Annotated in this window: 12 protein-coding genes and 1 riboswitch; of the genes, 7 read left to right on the top strand and 5 right to left on the bottom strand. The window is 61.7% G+C overall.

Annotated features, from left to right (window positions below; all coding sequences use genetic code 11):
• Positions 1-53 precede the first annotated feature (53 nt).
• A complete protein-coding gene (locus E4K65_RS41275) occupies positions 54-509 on the bottom strand; it encodes a GNAT family N-acetyltransferase (protein ID WP_135178978.1) in 456 nt (151 codons plus the stop codon).
• 126 nt (positions 510-635) lie between these two features.
• Between E4K65_RS41275 and E4K65_RS41270 the strand changes: the two genes are divergently transcribed.
• The gene (locus E4K65_RS41270) at positions 636-2,273 is read left to right on the top strand and encodes an amidase family protein (protein ID WP_135178977.1); all 1,638 of its coding nucleotides are present in this window, start codon (positions 636-638) and stop codon (positions 2,271-2,273) included.
• Between the two features lie 71 nt (positions 2,274-2,344).
• Here the strand turns inward: E4K65_RS41270 and E4K65_RS41265 are convergent, their stop codons facing one another.
• On the bottom strand, positions 2,345-2,614 hold the full coding sequence (locus E4K65_RS41265; RefSeq protein WP_025575898.1) for a hypothetical protein: 270 nt from the start codon (positions 2,612-2,614) through the stop codon (positions 2,345-2,347).
• A 382-nt stretch (positions 2,615-2,996) separates the two neighbouring features.
• Between E4K65_RS41265 and E4K65_RS41260 the strand changes: the two genes are divergently transcribed.
• The 3 genes from E4K65_RS41260 to E4K65_RS41250 all read left to right on the top strand — a co-directional run bounded on the left by E4K65_RS41260 (position 2,997) and on the right by E4K65_RS41250 (position 5,783).
• On the top strand, positions 2,997-3,665 hold the full coding sequence (locus tag E4K65_RS41260; protein WP_135178976.1) for a DUF6064 family protein: 669 nt from the start codon (positions 2,997-2,999) through the stop codon (positions 3,663-3,665).
• Between the two features lie 193 nt (positions 3,666-3,858).
• Positions 3,859-5,160, top strand: coding sequence for a serine hydrolase domain-containing protein (locus E4K65_RS41255; RefSeq protein WP_167771569.1), 1,302 nt, complete (start codon positions 3,859-3,861; stop codon positions 5,158-5,160).
• Positions 5,161-5,366: 206 nt separating this feature from the next.
• Entirely contained in the window at positions 5,367-5,783 is a 417-nt protein-coding gene (locus tag E4K65_RS41250; protein WP_135178975.1) for an SRPBCC family protein, read from the top strand.
• 212 nt (positions 5,784-5,995) lie between these two features.
• Here the strand turns inward: E4K65_RS41250 and E4K65_RS41245 are convergent, their stop codons facing one another.
• The gene (locus tag E4K65_RS41245; RefSeq protein WP_235885953.1) at positions 5,996-6,652 is read right to left on the bottom strand and encodes a phosphoribosylanthranilate isomerase; all 657 of its coding nucleotides are present in this window, start codon (positions 6,650-6,652) and stop codon (positions 5,996-5,998) included.
• A gap of 139 nt (positions 6,653-6,791) precedes the next feature.
• Entirely contained in the window at positions 6,792-7,535 is a 744-nt protein-coding gene (locus E4K65_RS41240) for a methyltransferase domain-containing protein (protein ID WP_135179021.1), read from the bottom strand.
• Positions 7,536-7,991: 456 nt separating this feature from the next.
• A riboswitch (cobalamin riboswitch) is annotated at positions 7,992-8,186 on the top strand.
• 107 nt (positions 8,187-8,293) lie between these two features.
• On the opposite strand from E4K65_RS41240, the gene E4K65_RS41235 reads away from it, so the two are divergent.
• Together E4K65_RS41235 and E4K65_RS41230 are read left to right on the top strand one after the other, a co-directional pair.
• Positions 8,294-10,567: a TonB-dependent receptor gene (locus tag E4K65_RS41235; protein WP_135178973.1), complete on the top strand. Its 2,274-nt coding sequence runs from the start codon at positions 8,294-8,296 to the stop codon at positions 10,565-10,567.
• Between the two features lie 2 nt (positions 10,568-10,569).
• Complete coding sequence (locus tag E4K65_RS41230) at positions 10,570-12,015, top strand: PepSY domain-containing protein (protein WP_135178972.1); 1,446 nt, start codon at positions 10,570-10,572, stop codon at positions 12,013-12,015.
• Positions 12,016-12,169: 154 nt separating this feature from the next.
• Here E4K65_RS41230 and E4K65_RS41225 read toward each other — a convergent pair whose 3' ends face one another.
• Entirely contained in the window at positions 12,170-12,808 is a 639-nt protein-coding gene (locus E4K65_RS41225) for a hypothetical protein (RefSeq protein WP_135178971.1), read from the bottom strand.
• Between the two features lie 291 nt (positions 12,809-13,099).
• Here E4K65_RS41225 and E4K65_RS41220 point away from each other — a divergent pair.
• A partial coding sequence (locus tag E4K65_RS41220; RefSeq protein ID WP_135176109.1) for a transposase occupies positions 13,100-13,331 on the top strand: 232 nt, incomplete at its 3' end.

Raw genomic sequence — 13,331 nt, 5'->3', positions numbered from 1 at the left:
TATTTGGCGGGGAGGATCAAGATCACATCCCCGCGCTTCATCCAGGCAACTGACTATTCAGCGAGCCATCGCTCCATGATGATCGTGCGCTCGTCACCATGATAGCTGTCGCGCACGGCATTGAACCCGAGCTTTGCGTAGAAGGCTTCAGCGGTGATCGACGATGGGACGGTCAGAGCGGAGATGTCCCGATCGCGCGCCGTCCGCTCGATCTCGGCCATCAGCAGCTTGCCGATCCCGCGGGCCTGAACGCCGGGAGCCACGAAGACCATACGAACGACGCTTCCATCGAGGCTCGCCGTTCCGACGACGCGGCCGCCGAGGATGGCGACGAAAACGGTGCGTTTGCCGATCAGCTCCCGCACCGCGTCCGGACTGAAGCTGCGCTCGACCCGTTCGATGATCTCGTCCGTATAGTCCTTCGCATTGGTCTCGCGCAGCGCCCGCAGGATGACGCCGCTGATGTCATCGGCGTCATGGTCGCGCGCAAGCCGGATCGTGCAGTCCATGGATCGCTCCACCGCAGCCTTGGCGCCGACGTCTGCGCCACAGCCTGGGCAATCGGCTTGTCGCGCAAGCGCACTTAGTGCTACCGTTGGTAGCATATTCACGAGACGCCGTCCAAGGGGGACCTCATGACGAAGCCACGCCGTCGCGATGCTCGCCTCGTCGCGGCTGTCACCCGCGCCGCGCCGACCGGTCTGAAGGTCGCGGACGCTTCCATGAGCGACATCGTCGATGCGCTGGCGAACGGGCAGGTCACCGCTACGGCGCTGACCGATGCCTATCTCGCGCGCATCGAGGCTTACGATCGCAACGCACCCATGCTCAATTCCGTCCGTGCCCTCAATCCCGACGCGCTCGCCATCGCAGGCAAGCGCGACGGCACGAGGCCGTCGGCCAGGCGGCCGCTGGCCGGCGTTCCCATTCTGCTGAAGGACAACATCGCCACCGGCGACAGGCAGCCGACCACGGCGGGCTCGCTGGCGCTGGAGGGCGCGCGCGCCAAGGGCGATGCCACCATCGTCAACCTGCTGCGAAACGCCGGCGCGGTGATCCTCGGCAAGGCGAACCTGACGGAGTTTGCCAACATCCTCGCGATCGACATGCCCTCGGGCTATTCGTCGCTCGGTGGTCAGGTGAAGAATCCCTACGTGCCGACGCTGCTGGACGATCGCGGCATCCCGGTCGTAGACCCCGGCGGCTCGAGCTCGGGTTCGGCGGTCGCTGTGGCCGCAGGTCTGTGCACGGCCTCTGTCGGCACCGAGACCTCCGGCTCGTTGCTGCACCCTGCCAGCCGGAATGGCATCGTCACGGTCAAGCCGACCGTCGGTTTGATCAGCCGTGCCGGCATCGTGCCGATCGCGCACAGCCAGGACACCGCGGGGCCGATGACGCGCACCGTGCGCGACGCGGCGATGCTGCTGAACGTGCTGGCCGCCAAGGATCCGCTCGACCCCGTGACAGAGCGGCAGCGGAGGCCGGCCGATTACACGGCCGACCTCACACGCGATGCGATGAAGGGTGCGCGCATCGGTGTACCGAGCGACCCCGGCGATCCGCTGAACGATCCTTATTACGGCAAGTTGCCACCCGACGGCGCCAGGCTGATGGCCGAAGTGATCAAGGTGCTGGAGGATCTGGGCGCCGTCATCGTGCGGGCCTGCATGCCGACACGCGGCTGGATTGCCGGGCCGGGCACCGGCATGGCCGTGCTCAACCGCAATCCGCTCAGCCGCGACAAGGGCAATCCGACGGGGTCGCCGATCGTGTTCCTCTACGAGCTCAAATACGGGCTCAATCTTTATCTGAGGGATTGGGCGACCAATACCGATATCAAGACCATGGCCGACATCATTGCCTTCAACGAGGCTCATGCCGACAAAGCGCTGCGCTTCGGCCAGGATCTGTTCCTCGCCGCTAACGCTACCCGGGGCGATTTGAGTGAGCGCGAGTACAAATCGGCGCGCGCCATGGATCTGCTCGCCGCCAGGACGCGCGGCATGGATGCCTACATGAACCGGCACAAGCTGGACGCCGTCCTGTTCCCAGGCGCGACCGGCGCAGCGATTGCGGCTAAGGCTGGCTATCCCAGCGTGATGGTGCCCGGAGGCTTCGTCTCGGGCGCCGACGGCAAGGACACGCCCGACTATCCGCTCGGCGTCGCCTTCGCGGGCCGCGCCTGGAGCGAGCACAAGCTGCTGCGCCTGGCTTATGCGTACGAGCAGGCGTCCAACATGCGCAGGCCGCCGCCGGGCCTGGCCCCGCTCTAGATTTCAAAATTCGCCTTGCGGACGGTGCTCACACCCCTCGCGGGTCGGTCCGGACGGCCAGCGCCCGACGCTCAGCCGTTCGGCAGCCACCACCCGAATATTGCCACGACGAGGCACGCCAAGAGGCAGATGGCCTGATGGCCCATTTCCATCCAGTACTGGACCGGCGCGGTGTCCCTCTGGAAAACCTGCCTCGACCAGTCCAGCAGGCAGACCACGAGATCAGGACTGAAAGCCCTGATTTTCCGCTCGGCATAGCCATCCCGCAGCATGCGGCCGCAATCGATGCACAGATAGATAGCGACGACGCGCGCGACGATCTCGCATAGAAAGAACCGCATGTAGGCACCCGTTCATCGCATATGGATTCGACGACCGGGCCGCATGGCTCGTCAACTGGCGGGGGCCGTCATCGCATTGGCACTCCCCGGTTTGGGGCGGTTGGGTTTGGTCCTGGTTCAATGGCAGGGCGGTGGCAAGCCCGCCGGCACCCGCCCGGTGGCGGCCGCCATCCGGGACGCGCGAGTGCGGTCGACAGCGGCGTTCGGATTGCTCGCCTGCGACGCTCGGTGAGCGACCTGATCAGAAGCCGACAATGAGCCAGCGGCCGCCGGACCGCTGCGAAGGGCCCGTGACCGGACTTCGAGGCACGACGTTGATCCTCATCAAGCACCGAAGCAGCGCCGTCCTCTAAACTCAAGCACTATCGGGGAGGAGCGCACCATGCTTCCCTTTACGCTTGAGCAGTTCCTCGACGTCTTTGCGGCCTACAATAAGGCGATCTGGCCCGCGCAAATTTTGGCTTACGTGCTTGGAGCGATCGCCGTGGCCGCCCTTTTTCGGAAAGGCCGTGCCTCAGACCGCGTTATCTCAACCGTCCTCGGATTGATGTGGCTAGGCACCGGCGTTCTCTATCACGGCGTATTCTTCTCGTCGGTAAACAAGGCCGCGTTCGCCTTTGGCGCCTTGTTCGTGGTAGAGGGCGTGGCACTCCTCTACACGGGTGTCGTACGCGATGGTCTTCGCTTCGCGATCATTTACGGGTTTCGAGCGGTGATCGGCGCGGGGTTTATTCTCTACGCATCTCTCATCTATCCGCTGATTGGGGTTGCGACGGGGCATTTCTGGCCGGCGTTACCGATGTTCGGCGTAGCTCCTTGCCCTGTCACGATTTTCACGTTCGGTCTGCTACTTATGACGACCGGCCGCTTCTCCTACTGGCTTCTGGTGATTCCCTTCATCTGGTCAGTCATCGGCGGCAGCGCTGCGATCCTCCTGGACGTACGGCAGGATTGGCTGCTTTTGTTTAGTGGTTTCATTTCCGTTTCGATCATCGTCGCCGGGGACCGGCAGGCACGTGCCGTAGGCGGCGAGGCCGGATTGACGCCTTAAACCGAATTGCGTCCATGATCGCGAGCGACCGCGCGCTATCTGGAAAACCACTCCTGAGAATGAGCGATCTGGTATGCGTTCATGGGCCACATGCTGACACCGTCTACGCGTAATGATAGCATGCCTCTCGTCACCGGCCTGCGAGGTTGCTCTCGTAAACGCACACACAAGAACGTGTGAGGAGGCAAGTCCAATGAATTGGGGAGCGCTCTGCAGGCCGCGCGGTTGCCGCGGGTTTTTGTTGCCCGCCATTCTCGTCTCCGCGCTCTGGGCGCCCTTGGCATGCGCAGAGGACGTCCGAAGCGCTCCCGGCGAGCCGGGACCGGTCTTTTCGGATAGCGGCCCCGATGCCGAGATCTACGGCGCGGCCGAAGGCTATCCAGTCGGCACGCGGGGGACCACCACCCAGCTTGACAAGCTCGTCGGGGTCTACAGCCATTTCGGCGAGATCTACCCCTCGCGCGCGATCGCTCGCGCGACGACGCCCTGGCAATTCAAACGCGCGCCAGAACCATCGATCGCCTACAGTTTCGGCACGGAACGGCTGAGCATCGCGGATTACCTCAAGCGCAACCCGGTGACAGGACTCCTGATCGCCAGGGACGACACCATCCTGTACGAGCACTATCAATATTCGCGGACCGACCACGATCGCTTTCTTTCGCAATCCATGGCCAAGACGCTGGTCGGCATGCTGGTCGGGATCGCGGTCTCGGAAGGACGGATCAAGTCGATCGACGACCTCGTCTCAACCTACGTCTCTGGCCTTGCAGGAACGGAATATGGAAACACATCCATCCGGGCCTTGTTGAACATGTCTTCGGGCGTCGAATTTTCGGAAAACTATGATGGGAACGATGACATAGCCCGGCTTGGGCGAGCCCTGTTCGTTGGAGAGACAAAAGATCCCGCCGCCGTCGTCGCGCAATTCAATACCCGAACCGCCCCGCCGGGGACCAAATGGCACTATGCAAGCGTGGAAACCGAGATACTGGGCCTGGTCCTGCGCGCCGCCACGGCCACCCCGGTTGCCGACTATCTCCACGACCGGATCTGGGACGCCATCGGCACCGAAGCGGATGCCTCATGGGCGATAGACGGTAGCGGGCAAGAGATTGCCTTTTGCTGCTTCAACGCAACCTTGCGCGACTATGCGCGCCTGGCCCGGCTGCTCGCACACGACGGCGCCTGGGAGGGTCGTCAGTTGATCCCGCGGCAGTGGCTGTTGGATGCCACGACCGTCAGACCAGGCGATGGTCATCTCGCGCCGCAAGTGGCCACACCCTATTTCGGTTACGGCTATCAGGTGTGGCTCCTCCCTGGCGAACAGCGCAGATTTGCCCTGCTCGGCATACGCGGTCAGGTCATCCTGGTCGATCCCGCCTCGAAACTCGTCATGGTGCACACTGCCGTTCGCAAAAAGCCGTCCGAGCCGGGAGGCCTCAGGGAACCACTTGCGTTGTGGACCGCCGTGCTTCAACAGCTCGGAAAATGACGATCTGACAGGGCTTTGAACCTCATCACGGCGCACCTGGTTGCCCGCTATCGCATTTTTGAGACATTGACGGCTCGACCATGTCGGCATGGACCGGTCTCGATCGTCCTTGGGCGGACACATCTCGGAAGTGCCGTGGATGGACCCCGCACACGTCGGTGATGCCGTCACCTTGAGCCGTGAAAATAGAAACAGGAGCAATGTTCATGAGGATCAGCGTCGAAACCACCGTAGCAGCCCCCATCGATCGGGTCTGGCGCGCTTATACGACGCCTGCCGACATCGTGAAGTGGAACGCCGCGTCCGACGACTGGCATACGACCAAGGCTACGGTCGACCTGCGCGAAGGCGGCCTCTTCTCGTCTCGCATGGAGGCCAAGGACGGCAGCATGGGCTTTGACTTCGCCGGCACCTACACGAAGCTCGTTGAGCACAAGCGGATCGAATACGCATTTGGCGATCGAAAGGCCGAGGTCGAGTTCGCGCCCGGCCCGAATGGCATTGTCGTCCGCGTCGTCTTCGACAGCGAGCCGACACACTCGGTCGAGCAGCAGCAAGGCGGCTGGCAGGCGATCCTCGACAGCTTCGCACGATACGTGGAGGCGAAGCAGAAGACGTCGTGAGGCCGTGCGGGGGCGGGAGATGGAGGTCCCTGACGGGCGTCGTCGGCTTTCCGCGCGGAGCACCTGACGGAAACTGAACAGTTCGAGAATAGCCGGCTTGGGGGCCGCCGCGTCGGTTTACCCTTAGCCGGCGACCTCCGGTTCGCGCCGGACCCCGGACAAGCCACTGCGTTGCGCTCGCCGACGCGATGGGCCAGGAAGAGAAGTGCGATCTAACCGCTCGTCGCAGCGCGATAGAAGGCCTCTACCTTGCCGAGGTCCTTTGAGTGAGTGCCCTCTCGATCCGTTCTTGTTTTCGAATCAACGCCGGCAGGTCGCACCGACCGAATAGCTTCTTTGACATTGTCCGGTCCGAGGCCACCAGCAAGTATGACCGGGGTGCGAACACTCTCCACTATCGTCCGACTGATGCTCCAGTCGTGCGTCACGCCCTGCGCGCCGATTTGCACGTCACCCGTGCGATGACTGTCGAGCAGGATCCAATCGACAACCCCATCATATGCTTGCGCCACACCTACTGCCTCGGGTCCCGTGACAGGTACGCTGCGCATGAATTTGGTCTTCGGCAGGGACTTTCGCAGCGCCACGACAAGATCAGGCGTAAGCAACTCGCTTGATGCGCCAAGATGAACAATGGGCGGATCAAGCTCTCTCGCCATCCGTTCGATAAGAGCGACATCCGCCGAAAGGAACAACGCGGAAAGAACGGACGGCGCCCGCATCATCTTCATGACCGCCAACGCCTTCTGAATCGGAAGCTCCCGGGGGAAGGCTCCATCGCCGACGAGCACGCCGACATGATCCACGCCGATTGCAGATATCGCCTCGGCTTCCGCAGGTGTCGCGACTTCGTAAATTTGCGTCAGCATTGTCTTACATGTTGCCACCACTCAGTTGAGTAGACAGGATGGGCGGGTCTTGGGTCAACGGGCGTTTTGGGTCGATCGCGCCGGTCGGGCGCTCGGACATGTTCGCGTATCGCTTCCGAGACGGGCGGCGGGCGTGGTGTCAGCGCGTGCCGGCAGGATCCCTGCAAGCAACGATGTCGCGGGGAGATTTTCGACCCGCTACCTCCGGCGGAGAGAATACGGCCAGGTACCCTCCATCCCCTGCGAGCTTATGTGTGGCGACCTCGCGATAGCCGACGGCGGTCAATTCGCAGCGCAGGAGCTCGATTGGCGTGCCATGCTTCGACGTCGGAAGCTCGAGGTCGACAATTCCGACCCGTGCACCCTGCTTCAAGGCGGGCGCGAGATTGTAGAGGAAGGCATAGGGTTGAGCTATCTCGTGATACATGTGCACAAGGATTGCGGCGTCCAGCGAGGAAGCGGGCAGACGCGGGTCGTGTGGTTCTCCGAGCGCGAATTGCACGTTCGGCAACTTCAGAAGTTCTGTTCGCCTGGCGAGCTCTATGAGGTAATCCCGCGTGACGTCCTGGGCAACGACAGAGCCGGCGGGTCCGACGAGGTACGAGAGTCTGACCGTGTGGTAGCCACTGCCTGCACCAATGTCGCCGACTGTCATGCCAGGTTTCAGTTCAAGAACGCGTGCGATCTGGCCGGCCTCATCGAGAGCGTCGCGGCGCTCTTCGGCGGAGCGGCGTGAGCTGACAATCCGTGCAACAGGGCGCTGTGGTGAGGGAAACTCGTTTGCAGCAACTCCGGGGGGAGCCAGATAACCTATGTCAGCGGCATATGCGCAAGCTGTAGCAAACGCCACAAGGAGCGTCGCTGCATAAACCAGTGCCGTCACGCCCCTGCCAGGCTTTCTCAGCCGGTCGAGGCGCAGTCGCCCGGGTTTTGTGAGCTCGAGATGTGCGCCCACCGTCAAGTCAATGAGGTTCAGTGTAGCGGGCAACTCCATCCGTGCGCCTCGCGCTTACGCCCACCCATCGTACCTGAAAGCAAATCCTATCAACCCAATGGATCTGCATTGGGTCAAGCCATTAATGTCCGTTGCGGGTCAAAATGCGCCGTTCAGGCGGCACGCCGTCTGCTTCCGGTCTACCCCTATGAGCCGACAAATTGGCGTTTCGTCTGCACTGCGTGTTTGGGCCACAACCTGACTTGGCCCGAGACAGACGAAAGGCCGCCCCGGGTGGTCGCCAGCTCGCAAGGACTTTGGCAATCCGCGCTCGGTCGGGCGATCGGGACAGCGCGCTGCTTTCCGCCGCAGCCCGATGGTCAGTTGACAGTCCTTTGCAAATAAAATTAGGGTGCCTACGACGGTTCTCTTTCGGGAGATCAATAGGGAATACGGTGCGGGGGTCCCCCAACGCCGTGGCTGCCCCCGCAACTGTAAGCGGCGAGCCTTCGTCAAAAGCCACTGGGCCTGCGGGCTTGGGAAGGCGGCGACAGGCAGCGACCCGCGAGCCAGGAGACCTGCCGTCAGTCGTGGTCACACGCGAGCACATTGGGCGGGGTGTCCTGATGAGTGTTGAGCTGTCTTCCTCTTGAGGCAGCGGCCAAACTGCGTTCGTGGTGACGTGCCACGTTATCGCGAGACTATTGATGACCTCCCGTAAAATTTCCGCGCCACGGCAGCGCTGCGCGTTGCTCCGTTCAGTTGCATTCTCCTGCCTTGTGCTGTCGACCGACGGCTGGGCGCAGTCCGAAAGGCCGGGCCAGACGCTCGACCCTGTGGTGGTGCAGCCGCTAGTGAGGCAGCCGAATGCCCGCAGCACCCGACGCAGCGATGCAATGCGCTCCGCGCGCTCACGCCAGCAACGAAGTGTAACTGGCGACTCGCGTGCTCCGACTGTGAACCCGACGGGTCCGGCGTTCGCCGCACCGACGCTCAACCTCACCGGTGCGAGCACGGCCGGCAGCCGCCTCGGCCTCACGCGACTGCAGACGCCGGCCAGCGTGGAGGTGATATCAGCCGAGACCATCGCCGAGCGCGGCCAGCAGAACATCCTGGACGCGGTGACGCAAAACGCGACCGGTTTCACAGCGAGCCCGGCCCCCGGCAATGGCGGCGTCTCGTTCAATACCCGCGGCTTCACGGGCCTTGGCTCCGTCATGACGCTGTACGACGGCACCCAGCTCTACATCGGTGCCGGGACGGTGACCTTTCCGTTCGACACGTGGTCGACTGAGCGCATCGAAGTGCTGCGCGGCCCTGCGTCGGTGATGTATGGCGCCGGTGCGGTCGGCGGCGCCATCAACATCGTTTCGAAACTGCCGTCGTGGGTCGCTCGCAACCAGGCAGAAGTCTCGCTGGACAGCAACATGACGAGGCGAATTGCCGTGGATAGCGGCGGCCCGGTTAGCAAGGACGTGGCCTATCGGATCACCGCCACCGGCAACATATCGGACGGATGGGTTGATCGTGACGACACCTCGAATGTCGCGCTTCATGCCGTGGTCCAGATCAGGCAGAACGAAGACGTCACCTGGACGCTGTCCACGGACTACGGTGACCGCAACCCATCGCGGTACTTCGGAACGCCGTTGATCAACGGCATGCTTAATGAATCTCTCCGGTTCAAGAACTACAATGTCAGCGACAGTCACATCCGATACCAGGATAGCTGGAACCAGGTGAAGACCGAATGGCAGGTTGCCGATGGCATCTCGATCCAGAACACGCTCTACTACCTGAACTCCAAGAGGCACTGGAAGGACGTCGAGAGCTACGCCTACAATCCCGCCACCGGCCTGATCAATCGAAGCAGCTACATCGAGATTTTTCACGATCAGCAGCAAGTCGGCAATCGCTTGGATGCGAAATTCCGCGGGCACGTCCTTGGCATGGCCAATGAGTTCGTGGCGGGCTTCGACGTCAACAGCATCAATTTCACCCACACCAACAATTCGCCTTACGGCGGCTCATCGTCCGTCAACCCGTTCAACTTCGTTCCAGGCTTGTTCAGCAGCCCGAACGCCACGATTCCCAGTTACGGCAGCGTAACCAACCAGTATGCGCTGTTTGCCGAAAACCGGCTGTCGGTGACCGAGCAACTATCCTTGATTGCCGGTATCCGCCAGGATGACCCGACCATCACGCGCACCGACCATGTCACGCCCGCCAACAGCTTCGAGAAGTCGTTCTCCTCGACAACCTGGCGCGCCGGTGCGGTCTATACACCGATGAAGGACCTCGCATTCTATGGCCAGTATGCAACGGCCGTCGACCCTGTCGGAGGGCTCATCTCGCTGTCCTCCGCAAACAAGAACTTCGATCTGGCCACAGGCAAACAGATCGAGATCGGCGTCAAGCAATCGTTCTGGGGCGGCCGGGGTGAATGGACACTGGCCGGCTACGAGATCGTAAAGAACAACCTGCTGGCACGCGATCCCAACATTCCTTCGCTCACCGTCCAGGTCGGCCAGCAATCATCGCGTGGGATCGAAGCATCAGTCGGATTCCTACTCGACTATGGCTGGCGAATAGATGCAAACACCGCCTTCCTGCGCGCGAAGTATGACGACTTCGTGCAATCGGTTGGTGGCGTGGCCGTGAACTATGCCGGCAACGTGCCGGTCAACGTACCGCAGACCGTCTCCAACATCTGGGCGACCTGGGCCTTTGCGCCGAACTGGTCGGCCAATGCGGGCGTGCAGATCGTCGGCAAGACCTACGCGGACAATGCCAACACGATGACGCGCCCGGCCTATAGCATCGTCAATGCCGGTGTGCAGTGGAAGCCCGATCTCAACACCACCGTGTCGTTCCGCGTCTACAATCTGTTCGACGAGGTGTACACGACTTCGGGCGGCACCACACAGTGGCTGCTCGGCATGCCCCGCACGGCTCAGCTCGCAGTCAACGTGAAGTTCTGAGCGTGGCACGCGCCCTGAAACGAACGCTCCGGCGGTGGCTGTATATCGGGCACCGGTGGATCGGCATCACTACCTGCCTGTTTTTCGCCATGTGGTTCATTTCCGGCGTGGTGATGATGTACGTCGCCTTTCCCAGCCTTTCAGACAAGGAAAGACTGGCAGCGCTTCCCGACATTCAATGGGAGAAGGTGACGCTGTCGCCGGACGACGCGATGAAGATGGCAGGCGCCACCCGCTATCCGCGCGATCTCCGGCTTTCCATGCTGGCCGACGAGCCGGTGTATCGGATGACGGGCTGGGACAGCAAACGGCAGACGATCTCTGCAGCCGATGGCCACGTCATCACTGGCATTTCCGAACAGCAGGCGCTCGACGTCGTGCAACATCATCCCGCGAGCAAATCACCGCGGCTCGAAGCGATCATCGACCGAGACCAATGGAGCGTAACTGCCCGTTATGATCCGCTGCGACCGCTCTACTTGATTGCGCTCGGCGACGATGCCGGCACCAAGCTCTATGTCTCCTCGCGCTCCGGCGAGATTGTGCTCGATACCAACCACACCGAGCGCGTCTGGAACTGGCTCGGCTCGATTCCACACTGGATCTATCCGACCGTGTTGCGCAAGGATGGGCCATTGTGGCGGCTGGTCGTGCTTTGGATCTCTGGAATCTGCCTCATCGTCGGCGCCACTGGCATCTGGATCGGCATCCTGCGCGTACGGCTGAGGCGGCGGTATGCGAGCGGCAAGATCACGCCCTATCGTGGCTGGATGGCGTGGCACCATGTCACCGGCCTGATTGCGGGCGTCTTCGTGCTGACCTGGACGTTCTCTGGCTGGCTTTCGCTAAACCCCGGCGGATATTTTGCGAACCGCAACACGACGGGCGAGGTGCTGCAACGCTATGCCGGCCACGATGCGCCGACGATCGCAACGAAGTTGCCGGCGCCGCAATCCGCCGTGGTCGAAGCGCGCTTTGTCTGGCTCGATGGCAATCCGATGATGATCGCCGCATCGCGTGATGGCGCGCAGCGGCCGCTCGATGTGATGTCGGGCGAGGTTATGACACTCCCGCAGGATCGTGTGTGGACCGCAGCAACGAAACTGTTGCCGCGAGCACGTCTTGCGGGGCAACGCATCCTCAGGGAGTACGATGCCTATTGGTATGCGCATCATCACGACCGCGAATTGCCGGTCTTGCGGGCGATGTTCGACGATGATGCGAGAACGTGGTTTCACATCAGCCCTGTTACGGGCGACATCATCGGCCGCGTGGACGGCAGCCGTCGCACCTATCGCTGGCTGTTCAACGCGCTGCACAGTTTCGATTTCCGGTTTCTGCTGACGTATCGCCCGGCCTGGGACATCGTGGTTTGGCTGCTGTCGATCCTTGGCGCCATCGTCTCTGTGAGCGGTGTCGTCGTCGGCTGGCGCTATCTGCGCCATTGAAGTGAATTGCGCCGTTGGTAATGTCCGTTCCGGGTCAATCGCGTCGGTTTACCCCGATGTGATGACTTCCGGTCTGGCCGGATAAGCCGACATCGTCAGATCGGACCTGCATGTCTCGAACGGGCCACAAGGCGAAATACTCACGATCGGTAAATCAGACGATCTGCGCCTTTGAGAGAAAGCGGACCTGAGCGGCGTCAGTCGAAATGTGTGCGGTGAACCATATCCGGCCCTTGGCGTCATCTCGGGTAAGCAACGCCGTTTCATCGGATGACGGGATGCTCCATCGTTCCCAATTGTCGGCGGCGGCCTTCAGCTTGCTGATCCCCTTGTGGAGAAAGGCATGCCAACGCGGGGTCTCCACTTCATCCAGTGGCAAGGCTTGGCCGTCGACATTCAAGCTGAACCGTGGTCTGCCGTACAAGCCGAAGCCATCATTGGGCAGGCGAAGCTCCTGGATGATACGAACGCTGTTCGCGACCGGCGCTTCTCCCGCATCCACGAGAAGGACAGGCTTTTCTTTGTCATTTGGTTGGAGAGCGATGCAGGCAAAGGCCCAGGCATCCCACGTCCCTGCGTGCCTGGCGGCTTCGGCTCTCGCCAATTCTGCCAAACCCACATCGGGATAAGACCCGAAGCGAACCTGGTTGATTTTCGTGCCGTTCCAGAAGGACGTCTTGGCGAGATGAAGCGTCGGCACATACTGCGGCACCGACAGGAGCAACGCCATGTCGGCAAGGGCAAGGCCGCACAATGTCAGTACGTTTTCCGGTTTCGCGAAGATGTTCTTCATGTTCTTTCGCATCCCGCAGGAGATGCGGTGTTGTAGCGCGACAACCATTTATAATTTCTTCACGGTGCCGGGGACAGCAACATTCCGGCCGCATGGGGCGTTTGGCTCAACGAGGAGACGCAACTTCCGCTTCGGGTCAAAGGCCGCCCTCGGTACCCAGCATGACCTTGGTCGATCACTTGCATGAAGCGGACATCCCCGCGCTTTGGGCCGAGGTCAGCCACGGACCCTGGCTGTGTGAAAACGCTGCTGCTTTGCTATGATTCTCTGGTGATTCTGCGGGGGAAGCTGATGAGGCGCTTCGTTGAGCAGGCCGATCGTGGGCAATGGACATTATTGCCCGAATGCCTCGATGATTTCATTGACGAGAGCAACCCTGTTCGAGTGATCGACGTGTTTGTCGATGCGCTTGATTTGGCTGAGATGGGCTTTGAGGGAGCGGAGCCGGCCGCAACGGGACGGCCGTCGTATCACCCCTCGGTTCTCCTGAAGCTCTACATTTATGGCTATCTGAACCGGGTGC

The organism is Bradyrhizobium niftali, from assembly GCF_004571025.1.
Classification (GTDB): domain Bacteria; phylum Pseudomonadota; class Alphaproteobacteria; order Rhizobiales; family Xanthobacteraceae; genus Bradyrhizobium; species Bradyrhizobium niftali.
The sequence above is the reverse complement of the archived record's forward strand: the minus strand, read 5'-3'. Positions and strand labels throughout refer to the sequence as shown.

Bases quoted from the DNA above. Each gene is read 5' to 3' on its own strand.
- E4K65_RS41275 (WP_135178978.1), bottom strand. From the start codon at position 509: ATGGACTGCACGATCCGGCTTGCGCGCGACCATGACGCCGATGACATC.
- E4K65_RS41270 (WP_135178977.1), top strand. From the start codon at position 636: ATGACGAAGCCACGCCGTCGCGATGCTCGCCTCGTCGCGGCTGTCACC.
- E4K65_RS41265 (WP_025575898.1), bottom strand. From the start codon at position 2,614: ATGCGGTTCTTTCTATGCGAGATCGTCGCGCGCGTCGTCGCTATCTAT.
- E4K65_RS41260 (WP_135178976.1), top strand. From the start codon at position 2,997: ATGCTTCCCTTTACGCTTGAGCAGTTCCTCGACGTCTTTGCGGCCTAC.
- E4K65_RS41255 (WP_167771569.1), top strand. From the start codon at position 3,859: ATGAATTGGGGAGCGCTCTGCAGGCCGCGCGGTTGCCGCGGGTTTTTG.
- E4K65_RS41250 (WP_135178975.1), top strand. From the start codon at position 5,367: ATGAGGATCAGCGTCGAAACCACCGTAGCAGCCCCCATCGATCGGGTC.
- E4K65_RS41245 (WP_235885953.1), bottom strand. From the start codon at position 6,652: ATGCTGACGCAAATTTACGAAGTCGCGACACCTGCGGAAGCCGAGGCG.
- E4K65_RS41235 (WP_135178973.1), top strand. From the start codon at position 8,294: ATGACCTCCCGTAAAATTTCCGCGCCACGGCAGCGCTGCGCGTTGCTC.
- E4K65_RS41225 (WP_135178971.1), bottom strand. From the start codon at position 12,808: ATGAAGAACATCTTCGCGAAACCGGAAAACGTACTGACATTGTGCGGC.